Annotated in this window: 8 protein-coding genes; 2 read left to right on the top strand and 6 right to left on the bottom strand. The window is 63.8% G+C overall.

The genetic code is table 11. From position 1 onward, the window contains the following. Positions 1-41: 41 nt before the first annotated feature. Positions 42-998: a PoNe immunity protein domain-containing protein gene (locus OU994_RS11285; RefSeq protein ID WP_281610804.1), complete on the top strand. Its 957-nt coding sequence runs from the start codon at positions 42-44 to the stop codon at positions 996-998. A 45-nt stretch (positions 999-1,043) separates the two neighbouring features. Next, entirely contained in the window at positions 1,044-2,480 is a 1,437-nt protein-coding gene (locus OU994_RS11280) for a hypothetical protein (RefSeq protein ID WP_281610803.1), read from the top strand. 114 nt (positions 2,481-2,594) lie between these two features. Here OU994_RS11280 and tssH read toward each other — a convergent pair whose 3' ends face one another. The 6 genes from tssH to tssC form a co-directional block, all read right to left on the bottom strand. Further along, the gene (tssH, locus tag OU994_RS11275) at positions 2,595-5,255 is read right to left on the bottom strand and encodes a type VI secretion system ATPase TssH (protein WP_281610802.1); all 2,661 of its coding nucleotides are present in this window, start codon (positions 5,253-5,255) and stop codon (positions 2,595-2,597) included. 81 nt (positions 5,256-5,336) lie between these two features. Continuing rightward, positions 5,337-6,434, bottom strand: a complete 1,098-nt coding sequence (gene tssG / locus OU994_RS11270) for a type VI secretion system baseplate subunit TssG (RefSeq protein WP_281610801.1) — start codon at positions 6,432-6,434, stop codon at positions 5,337-5,339. Next, positions 6,398-8,242: a type VI secretion system baseplate subunit TssF gene (tssF, locus tag OU994_RS11265; protein ID WP_281610800.1), complete on the bottom strand. Its 1,845-nt coding sequence runs from the start codon at positions 8,240-8,242 to the stop codon at positions 6,398-6,400. The genes tssG and tssF overlap by 37 nt, the downstream gene beginning before the upstream one ends. A 1-nt stretch (position 8,243) precedes the next feature. Further along, the gene (gene tssE / locus OU994_RS11260; protein ID WP_131146831.1) at positions 8,244-8,735 is read right to left on the bottom strand and encodes a type VI secretion system baseplate subunit TssE; all 492 of its coding nucleotides are present in this window, start codon (positions 8,733-8,735) and stop codon (positions 8,244-8,246) included. Between the two features lie 21 nt (positions 8,736-8,756). Beyond that, a complete protein-coding gene (locus OU994_RS11255) occupies positions 8,757-9,248 on the bottom strand; it encodes a type VI secretion system tube protein Hcp (RefSeq protein ID WP_281610799.1) in 492 nt (163 codons plus the stop codon). A gap of 30 nt (positions 9,249-9,278) precedes the next feature. Beyond that, positions 9,279-10,760, bottom strand: coding sequence for a type VI secretion system contractile sheath large subunit (gene tssC / locus OU994_RS11250; RefSeq protein WP_131146833.1), 1,482 nt, complete (start codon positions 10,758-10,760; stop codon positions 9,279-9,281). Position 10,761: the final 1 nt, after the last annotated feature.

The following is a 10,761-nucleotide window of genomic DNA, read 5'->3' as shown; positions in this document are numbered from 1 at the left end:
AATTATCTTTGGAAGAGTTCTCGTCGAGGCGAGAGAAACTGATGGACTACAAGGTCTATTCGAGCAATTTTGACCTGACGACACGTGGACTGGAAATTCTGGAAGCTTCGTTAAAAAAGGACCCTGAGGAACTGGCCAAAATTCCCGTTGCCAATTTCCGTGCTGCCACACATCAAAGTGCTCAGTCACGTCTGGAACTCTTGACCCGAGCATATAGTGCCGGTCACGAGCTGAGCGAACTGCGATCATATTATCCGACTGTTCTTGCAGATTGGGAGCGCTACGCACATTACTCGGTCCTGCATAACGAAACAGAAACCGGTCAATCATCGCATTCTGCCCATATACCTCTCAAAGACCTGCCCTTTTCCTACGCAAATCGGCTGGTGGCGTTTGGCATTTTGCTCGGATGGAAGAATCTTCTCTACAAAATTCCAAAAATAATCGATTACAATAATCCGGACAGGGATGGCATGCTCGAGCGTATACTTTCCCGATATCTGGCAGACCGTACTGATCTGCCAGATGAATGTACCCGCCATCTCCCGTACTACAACACGATCAGGATTTTCACTGCCCCTGCCAGCGAACGCAGCGCACTGGTAGCTGAATATCTTGAGGACTGGTACGAAGCAAGCCGGCGAGAGCCATATTTTGACAGTCATAAGCGAGGATCGGTATTCCAGGGCTACTGGAGCTGGGAAGCGGCAGCCATTACGATTGCTCTTGACATTGATGACACCCCATATCGGCACGCGCAGTTCTACCCGGCTGATCTCGTTGATTTTGCGCGTCAGAGTACAGAAGCATACGAGCCCAGAGGGTTTCCCGGCCCCGTGGAAGGAGAACTGCGCGCTAAAGCTGGCGACCCGTGTCCGAAGGGAGGCGACTGGCAATCGCTGGACACGCCGCCACGAACAATCACTCTAAGCGAACAACAAGCGATGCCGCATACGGGATCGGTCTATGGTCTGACAGTCTGGCGCTTCATTGGGTGAAGCCCTGCCACGTCGCCAATCGCCGTGATCTATTCATCAATGCCTATGCCTTTGCCTATCATTTCGTTTGATGCCAGCAGCACCGGCTCTTATTTCCTGTTGCTGGTGCGCGAAGCGTTCGACTACCCTTGCCTCTATTCGGACTCTTTCGAGGCCCTGGCCGACGCATTCACCAACGACCTGGCCAAGCACAGTTTCCAGCCGCTCGCAAACCTGATTTCCGCGGATGGGCTGGAGCTGTGGCAGGTCGATTGCGCCGAGGACACCGTGCACATGGCGGTGGTGCCGACAGAAGGAGTCGAAGCCTTCAAAGTCAGCTGGACCGAGGGCTTCCAGGCTGATCCAGAGGAAACGCGGCATTTCATGCCCCAGCTGCGCCGCATCCAGCCGACGAACGCGGCACCTGCCAGGTCAGCGAACGCAAGGCGAACGCTCGCCGTGGAAATCGTCGACCTCCCCGCAGAACCAGACATCGACATCGATCGCGGCATTTCGTTGCTGCGCTCGCCATATTCCGATCACACCGACAACGGCACCTTCTTTGATTTCTCCCGCTGGCCGCCGGTGAAACTGCCGCTGCCGGGCTTCGCGGAGAACGCCGATTTCGCCAGGCGCTGGCGGCACCTGCACCGGGATGGGGAACGCGACATCTGGACCTGCATGGAACCGAAAGGGGGCGGCGCACCGGCATTCAGGCTGGCACGGATCGACGACCTGCAGGCCTGGACGCCGGCCTGGCTTTGCGATGGCGCCAGTATTCCGGGCCACGACGATGGCGTGAAATGGATGTGCGGCCAGGCGATCCATGTGTGCGACAAGACGGATGCGCATGGCAAGCCGGCATACGAAGTCCTGGGCCTTTCAGCGGGCGCGTCGGAAAGCTGGTACGGCTCACGCAAGGAGCTGCACGTCTTCCCGTTCGGCGATGCGGCGCGCTGCGTGATCGTTGACGGCGACGCGCACATTGCCATTGCGGAAGGGCCCATCACGGCAGCGGACTTCCTGCGGCTTCCGAAGCCTCTCTACGATCTGGCCGAAGGCGTGATCGCCCTGGGTGGCGAAACGGTGGTGTTCTTCACCGGCACGAAGTCGCACCTGCGCATGCACCGGCTGGACTTTGCCACGATGGCGCACGATACCTGCCTGCTGAAGCACTTCGGCCATTCGGGCATGGCCCGTGGCACGCCCTACTCCACCTTCGGTAACCTCGGCGTACGCCAGGGGCACGGCGACTGGTGGATCCTGAACCACAAGTCAAACCAGTTCGGGAAGATCGATATCGCACTCTTCTGGAACGCGGTGACGGACGAAACTTTCGTCATCGGACAGGGAGACATCAAGCTGGATCAGCCGACCGTGATCTACCAACGTGGGCTGGGGCGGTATCTGGCGGTGCGGGGGGAGTCGGTGGCGCTGCTGCCGGAGTTCGATGCGATGGCTGGCGGCAGGGAGAAGGTGATCCTGCAGTGGGAGCGTGCTTGATGGTTCTGGCTCGGCGCTGATACAAGTGCCGGCGGGGCAAACCGGTGTCGCACACTTTTTCCGGATACAGCGCCCGAAAAAACTGTTCGACACCAGTGCGCCCAAGCCGCGGGCTTACTCGATCACATAGCTGAACTGCCCCTGCTGGTCGGCGGTGACGGCGATGCGTGAAATGCTGGCCCCTTCGGCCATCTTCGCCAGCACCGATTCCGCCACTTCCGGCAGCAGCGTGCCGTTGAGGATGTTGTCCACGTTGCGGGCACCGGAATCGACTTCGGTGCAGCGCGCCAGCACGGCTTCGACCAGCGCCTCGTCGTACGAGAACTCGGCCTTGTGGTTGACGGCGATGCGCTTGGCGATGCGCTTCAGCTTCAGCTCGATGATCTCGACCAGCACGTCGTCCGACAGCGGGTAGTACGGCACCACCTTCAGGCGGCCCAGGAACGCCGGCTTGAACTGCTTCATCAGGTGCGGGCGGATCAGTTCTTCCAGCGCGTCCGGCGCCGGCATCTCTTCTTCGCTCTTGTTCAGGCAAGCCTGCATCATGGTGCTCGACGCCACGTTCGAGGTGAGGATGATGATGGTGTTGCGGAAGTCGATCTCGCGGCCTTCGGCATCGTCCATCACGCCCTTGTCGAAGACCTGGAAGAACAGCTCCAGCACGTCCGGGTGGGCCTTCTCCACTTCATCGAGCAGCACCACGCTGTACGGGTTGCGGCGCACCGCCTCGGTCAGCACGCCGCCTTCGCCGTAGCCCACGTAGCCCGGCGGCGAGCCCTTGAGGCCGGAGACGCTGTGCGCCTCCTGGTATTCGCTCATGTTGATGGTGACCAGCTTGCGCTCGCCGCCATACAGCACGTCGGCCAGCGCCAGCGCGGTTTCCGTCTTGCCGATGCCGGACGGGCCGACGAACAGGAACACGCCCTTCGGCTTGTTTGGATCGTCCAGGTTGGCGCGGGCGGTGCGCACGCGCTGCGCCACCGCTTCGATCGCGTGCGGCTGGCCCAGCACGCGTTCTTCCAGCAGGTCCTTCAGGTTCAGCACCGTCTTGATCTCGTCCTTGACCATCTTGCCGAGCGGGATGCCGGTCCAGCCGGCGACGATCTCGGCGACCACATGGCCGTCGACCTGCACCGGCACCATCGGCGTTTCGCCCTGCAGCGCGCGCAATTCCGCCACCAGCGCCTGCACGTCGTTGCCGGCGCTGGCATTGCCCTCGCCCGCTTCTTCCAGCGTGCGGCGGCCCTGCATGATGCGTTCGGTCAGCGCCTTTTCCTTTTCCCAGCGCTCGCTCAGGCTGGCATGCTCGCCGGATGCGGCCGCGCGGGCTTCTTCCAGTTCGGCCAGCCGGGTGGCATGGCCGCTGCCCGAACTCTGCTCGCGCTGCAGCGCGGCCGCTTCGGCATCGATGCGCTCCAGCCGGCGCGCCAGGTTCTCGATCAGGGCCGGCGTGGCATTCTGCCCCAGCGCCACCTTGGCGCAGGCGGTATCGAGCACGCTGATGGCCTTGTCCGGCAGCTGGCGCCCGCTGATGTAGCGGTGCGACAGCCGTACCGCCTCGGTGATCGCCTCGTCGTACACGCGCACGCCGAAATGCTTTTCCATCAGCGGCGCCATGCCGCGCAACATGGCGCAGGCCAGCTCCTCGCTGGGCTCTTCCACCTTGATGACCTGGAAGCGCCGCGCCAGCGCCGCATCCTTTTCAAAGTACTTCTTGTATTCGCCCCACGTGGTGGCAGCGATGGTGCGCAGCTCGCCGCGCGCCAGCGCCGGCTTGAGCAGGTTGGCGGCATCGTTCTGGCCGGCCTGGCCACCCGCGCCGATCATCGTGTGCGCCTCATCGATGAACAGGATGATCGCGTGCGGGCTCTTCTTGACCTCGTCGATGACGTTCTTCAGGCGGTTCTCGAACTCGCCCTTCACCGAGGCGCCGGCCTGCAGCAGGCCCATGTCCAGCGTGTGGATCTCGACGCCCTTCAGCACATCGGGCACGTCGCCGGTGGCGATGCGCAGCGCCAGGCCTTCGACCACGGCGGTCTTGCCCACGCCGGCCTCGCCGGTGAGGATCGGGTTGTTCTGGCGGCGGCGCATCAGGATGTCGATGGCCTGGCGGATTTCGGTGTCGCGGCCGATCACCGGATCGACCTTGCCGTCGCGCGCGCGCTGCGTGAGGTTGGTGGTGAACTGGTCCAGCGCCGGCGTCTTCGACGGCGTGGTGGCCGACATCTCGCCGACCGGGTCGCTGCCGTGCGCCTGCGCGCGGGCGTCCGCCTGGGCCTGGGGCGGCGCGGCTTCCTGCGAGCCGGCGGCGATCTTGTCGAGATTGTGCTTGATCTGGTCGACGTCGAACTTGTCGAACAGTTTCGAGCCGCGGTAGGCCAGCTGCGACAGCTCGGCGTCCGTCAGCAGCGCCTGCAGCAGGTGGCCGCTGCGGATCTCGGCCGGGCGGCCATTCGGGATGTCGAGCGAGGCGATCAGCCAGGCGTGCTCGAACAGCTTGGGCAGGCGCGCGGAAAATACCGGCGTGCGCGCGTTGCCGTTCTTGAAGCGCGCCACCTCGGCCTGCAGGTCCGCTTCCAGCATGCCGGCACTGATGCCGCTCTGGCGCGCGATGATGGCGAAGTCGCTCTTTGGCTGCTCCAGCAGGGCCAGGAACAGGTGTTCCAGGTCGACTTCGAACTGGCCGAGCGACACGCACAGGCCGGCGGCCCGGGTGGCGGCCGTGCGGCAGGTGTCGTTCAGCTTACCGATCAGCGTCTTGAGGTTCAGGCTCATGCGGGTGGTCCCTTGTCATGTCAGGTGTTGATGTTGAAAACTAACTACGTGAAGCAAAATGCGTGAACCAGTGCACGTGCGCTACAGCGCATGGACGTCGTAGCGCACATCGTCGCGGTCGCGCGACTTGTCGCCGGTGACCAGGAAGGTATCCCAGCCCAGCCGGCCGCCGCTGCGCGTTTCCGACAGCGTGGCGCCCTCCACTTCCTTTGCGCACAGCACCAGCTGCACCTCGTATTCGAGGGAGACGCCGGTCATCATCGACAGCATGCTGGCCAGCGCGCGCGCCGCCTTGCCGCCGGGGAGGAAGGCTTCGAAGCGGGCGCGCTTGAGCGGGCCGATGAGCAGGCGCAGGCGCAGGTCGCGCTGCCACACGCGCGCGCCGGCCATGGCGCTCGCGCCCAGCACGGCGTTGCCGAAGCCCAGCCGGCTTTGCTGCGCCGCGGGCATGTCGTACCAGCGTCCGATGAACTGCTCGGTCTTGACCGGCACGCCGAAGTACTCGGACAGCACGCGGGCGATCTGCACGCTCGACGCGGGCCGGTGGCGCATCGCGGTGGCGAAATAGGCCACCGATTCGTCCAGCAGTTCGCCATGCTCGCCGTCGGCGAAACGGCGCCGCAGCGAGGGCTGGCCAACGCCGGCCAGCGACAGCAGCAGCGGCAGGAAGCCGTCCTTGCCGTCGATCTGGTACTTCAGCTCCAGCCGGTACTTGCGCCAGGCTTCATAGAACAGCGCCAGCGCGCGGTTCGAGAAGGTGTCCAGGAACGCGCGCGGGCCGTCGTCGCGCGTGGTGATCATGTGCGAGGCGATGCGTTCCGTGTAGTGCGCCGGCAGCGCGCCCATGCCGCCCAGCAGGCCCATGAAGGCCGGCGTGATGCGCACGTAGCGCAGGGTGGCATCGCGCAACGCGGCGCCCAGCGAATGCCGGTCCAGGCCGAGTTTCAGCCCGGCCTCGCGCGGCTCGGCCTGGATGGCTTCCAGCTCGCTGGCCGGAAAGGCCAGCGACGTGGAGTTCGAGAAGCGCAGGAAGTTGGCGACCGCCCCTTCGCGCACCCGGCCATGGCGCTTGAGCCAGAGCTCGAACATGCGCACCGCCTGGAAGTACTCGAAGCGGTGTGGCTGCGCGAACAGGCGCTCGATTACAGCAGGCTCAAATCGCCGCTGCGCGGGCTGCATTTCAATAATTCTTCTCCAGTCTTGGACGACACGATGACGAGTTGGGTAAAGCTGTTGGCATGCACGTACAGGCCCAGGAAGCATTCGATCACGTGGGCGAAGGCGTGGATGCCGCTGCCGACGAAGGCTTCCTCGTCCACCGTGAGGCGCACTTCCATGCCGCGCACCAGGCAGGCGAACGGATTGCCGGGCAACCAGGCGTTGGCCGGCTTGTGCGCCACCTGCGCGATGCCGCCGATCTGGCGCTGCGAGGCCGGCGAACGGGGCAGATCATACATGGCCAGCATCTCGCGGAAGGCTTCCACGCCACCGTCGGCCAGCGACAGGTGGTTCAGCGACAGGTGCGAGATCAGGCGCCAGTGCGCGCCGGCACCGCGCGCGAAGTGATGCGACTGGGTGGGCTTGCGCAGGAAACTGATGGCGGACACCCGCGCGCCGCCCTCCATGAACAGGTCGCCGCCCGGCAGGCCGTAGGTCAGCGTGGCCGGCAGGTTGCCGTTGGTGCAGGTCAGCTCCAGGCTCAGCGTATCGGTCTCGATCGCCGCCGGATCGAAGTCGATGTCGACGATCGACACCTCGGTGCCGTAGCCGGGGTGCTTGTCGGCCGCATCCTGGTCGCGCCGCATCACCCAGTAGTGCCCGTTCTTCTCGGGCGTCTGGCCGTGCCGCAGCGAGTAGAACGGGCGGAATTCGATCACCGATTCGCCCTGCGGCGTCTGGCGCACCAGCTTGACCGAGTCGATCGCGTGGACATCGTAGGCAAAGGCCCGGCGCGCATCGGCCAGCACCGGATAACTGGCTTTGGTGTGGGTCAGGCGGATCGGTTCGCCGCGTTTCTTGAACAGGTTGACCACCGGGGTGCAGCCCAGCAGCAGGTTGTTGGTCGACAGGCTGCCCAGCATGCGCGAGGTATCCGAATCGGTGCGCAGGCCCGACAGGGCCAGGTGCAGGGTCAGCTCGCGCGTGCCCGACGGGATCAGCGCCGTCAGCGCGGCCACGTCGATGTCGACGAAGTTGAACTTCTCCGGGAAGCAGAAATATTCGGTGAGCAGGCGGTAGGCGGTATGCGAGCGCGCCGAGAAATCGATCAGCGCATCGTCTTCGCCGAAGCCGGCCGGAGCCAGCGGCACGCTGCCCAGCGGGATCCAGCGCCCGCTATGACCCTCTTCCACGTACGCCGCCTGCGTGCGCATGAACAGCGCATCGCGCAGCGCGGCGCAGAACGAGGCCTCGCCATCGAGGAAGACACGCAGCTTGCCCAGCTTGAGCTGGCCGAGCGGCACCTGGCTGGCGGTGGACGACAGCGTGATGCTGATGCCGGACGTGACGCCCGCGGGCAGGCGCACCATGTCGGGCGCATCGATGATCGGCGCGAACACGGCGCGGCTCAGCGCGATCGGCGCGATCGTCACCGGATAGGCGGTGCGGAACGTGCACGCGGCGCCCTTGGCCTTGCGGGTGGTGAGGCGGGTACCGCGCGCGATCTCCGACACGCCCGTCAACTGCGCGGCGTGGCTGGCGTAGTCCATGCGCACGATCGAGCACGATGGAAAAGGCCGCAGGTAGTGCGGGTACAGCACCTCGAACAGCGCTTCGGTGAACTGCGGGTAATCGTCGTCCAGCCGCTTGGAAATGCGCGAATTGAGCAACGCGAACGCCTGGATCATGCGTTCGATATGGGGATCTTCGCAGACCTCGCCGCCGATCAGCAGGCGGCCGGCGATCTTCGGGTAACGCTCGGAGAATTCGCGCGAATAGCGGCGCAGGAATCCCAGCTCGCGTTCGTAATACGGGAGTAACTCTTCCAACTCATGCTCCTGCCGATCCTGGCCGGCGCGCCTTGCTGATCGTGTAATGCTGGCTGGTGGGTTGCAGGATGGCGTCGAAATTGACCGGTTCCTGGGCCGGATTGACGACCAGGAGCGCGGTGATGGCGAAATTGAGGCAATTGACCGCGTCCTCGCGCAGTTCGAGCGTGGCCCGTACGTTGCGCAGGCGCGGTTCATGGCGCGCGATGGCCTGCTCGAGGCAGGCGCAGATATATGCCCGGTCGTCGAAGCTCGACAGCGAACGGCCCGCGAAATCCTGCAGGCCGTAGGTCACCAGCGAACGACGGCACTGCGGGAACTGCTCGAGCAGTTCATCCGGCAGTGCTATGCGGGTGTTGAGCAACGCTTCGAGATCGCGGGCCACGAGTTCCTTGAGGTCCTCGACCGACAATCTCGTTACCGTTGCGTGCGAGGCGCCGTTGACGGGCGCATCCATCAGGCGGTCAAACAGGCCTGGCGTGAAACCTTGCACTGGCACCTCGCTGGGCGACGCTTAGACGACCTTGTTGGTCGACAGGTCCCAGCCGCCCGAGGTGTTGCCACCCGTGCCGCCGCCGACCTTCTGCTGGGTGTACTTCCACTTGACCTTGGAGTACTTCAGTTTCACGTCTTCGGTCAGGATGTCGCCTGGGTCGACCGATGGAGCAACGCTCGAGATCAGCACGTTTTCCAGTTCGATCTCGAAGTACTTGACGCGTTCGCCCTGGCCGTCAGCACGCAGGAATTCGAACTTTGCCTTTGGCAGCGTCTTACCCGAAGAGCAATTCTGCAGCAGCAGCGGGGTTGCCAGGTCGGCCAGCTTCGAGATCACGATGTCGCGGTGCTCGGTACGCTCGGCAGTGTGGCCGCCGCCGGTCGATGCCGTTGCCGATTTCGGCTGCAGCACTTCCCAGTTCACGGATTTCACTTCGATCCAGTCCTTGTGGCTGGAGTCAGCCGATTCGCCTTTGATACCGTCGATCTGCAGGTATACGTCGATTGCCATGTTGTTCCTTTCAGTGGTGGTGGTTGTAAATTACGCTTTGGTCGATGGAAGCTCCGCGACCAGACGGAGTGAAACGGACAGCTCGTCGAGCTGGAAGTGCGGACGCAGGAACGACACGGCGCGGTACACGCCCGGGCGGCCCGGCACTTCGGAGACCTGCACCGTGGCTTCGCGCAGCGGGAACTGGGCCTTCTGTTCCTGGCTGGCGTTATCGTCCAGCAGCACGTATTGGGTCAGCCAGCGATTCAGGAAATCCTCGACATTGGAAGCGGCGGCGAAGCTGCCGATCTTGTCGCGCATCATCGCCTTCATGTAGTGGGCGATGCGCGACACGGCAAAGATGTATTGCAGCTGCGACGACAGCACCGCGTTGGCGTTGGCCGCGTCGGAGGCGTACTTCTTGGCTTTCTGCGCCGACTGCGCGCCGAAGAAGGCCGCGTAGTCGGTGTTCTTGCAATGGACCAGCGAGATGAAACCGAGGTCCGACAGTTCCTTCTCGCGGCGGTCGGTGATGGCGATCTCGGTCGGGCACTTGAGCGCCACTTCGCCTTCGTCGGTCTTGAAGGTATGGGTCGGCAGGTCTTCGACCAGGCCGCCGCCTTCCACGCCGCGGATCGCCGCGCACCAGCCATAGTTCTCGAACGCGCCGGTCAGCTTGCTGGCGAACGCATAGGCGGCATTGCACCACAGGTATTTCTGGTGATCGGTGCCGTCCACGTCCTCGACGAAGTTGAAGCCTTCGGTGATGGCGCCATCGGCCGGGTTGTACGGCAGGCGGCCCAGGAAGCGCGGCAGCGTCAGGCCGACATAGCGCGAATCCTCGGACTCACGGAATGCCTTCCACTTGTAGTATTCCATCGTGTCGAACAGCTTGGCCAGGTCGCGCGGGCGGCCCAGTTCACTGTGGCTGTCCAGCCCGAACAGTTCCGGCGAGGCGGCGCTGATGAACGGCGCATGCGCGGCCGCGGCCACGTGCGACATCTGCTCGATGAAGTACATGTCTTCCGGCTGGCGGGTGATCTCGTAGTCGCCGATCAGCGCGCCGAACGGGGCGCCGCCGAAGGTGCCGAATTCTTCTTCGTAGACCTTCTTGAACATGGTGCTCTGGTCGAACTCGATCGCGCTCTGGAAGTCCTTGACCAGTTCCTTCTTGGTCGCGTTGAGCATCTTGATCTTGATGTTCTGGCCCGTGGCGCTGTTCTTGACCAGGTAGTTCAGGCCGGTCCAGCTCGATTCCAGCTTCTGGAACTGCGGCGCATGCATCACGGCCGACAGCTGCTGCGAGATCATCTCGTCCAGCTCGGCCACGCGGGCATCGATGGTGGCGGCCAGGTTGTCCGACACGACCACGGTGCCTTCCATGACCTGGTGGACCAGTTCGGTAATCAGGTCCTTGGCGCGCTCATGCTCGGTGCTCGAGCGGGCGACCCGGCTTTCCTCGACAATCTGGTCGAGCAGCGCGACCTCCTGGGGGGCGGCGGCGGCGCCCTCGGTGTTCAGTTGTGCGGACATG

Origin of the sequence: Pseudoduganella sp. SL102, from assembly GCF_027856995.1 — a bacterium.
In the GTDB taxonomy this organism is placed as follows: Bacteria; Pseudomonadota; Gammaproteobacteria; order Burkholderiales; family Burkholderiaceae_D; genus Rugamonas; species Rugamonas albidiflava.
This window is presented reverse-complemented; position numbering and strand designations above follow the sequence as displayed.

Bases quoted from the DNA above. Each gene is read 5' to 3' on its own strand.
- OU994_RS11285 (WP_281610804.1), top strand. From the start codon at position 42: ATGGACTACAAGGTCTATTCGAGCAATTTTGACCTGACGACACGTGGA.
- OU994_RS11280 (WP_281610803.1), top strand. From the start codon at position 1,044: ATGCCTTTGCCTATCATTTCGTTTGATGCCAGCAGCACCGGCTCTTAT.
- tssH (WP_281610802.1), bottom strand. From the start codon at position 5,255: ATGAGCCTGAACCTCAAGACGCTGATCGGTAAGCTGAACGACACCTGC.
- tssG (WP_281610801.1), bottom strand. From the start codon at position 6,434: ATGCAGCCCGCGCAGCGGCGATTTGAGCCTGCTGTAATCGAGCGCCTG.
- OU994_RS11255 (WP_281610799.1), bottom strand. From the start codon at position 9,248: ATGGCAATCGACGTATACCTGCAGATCGACGGTATCAAAGGCGAATCG.
- tssC (WP_131146833.1), bottom strand. From the start codon at position 10,760: ATGTCCGCACAACTGAACACCGAGGGCGCCGCCGCCGCCCCCCAGGAG.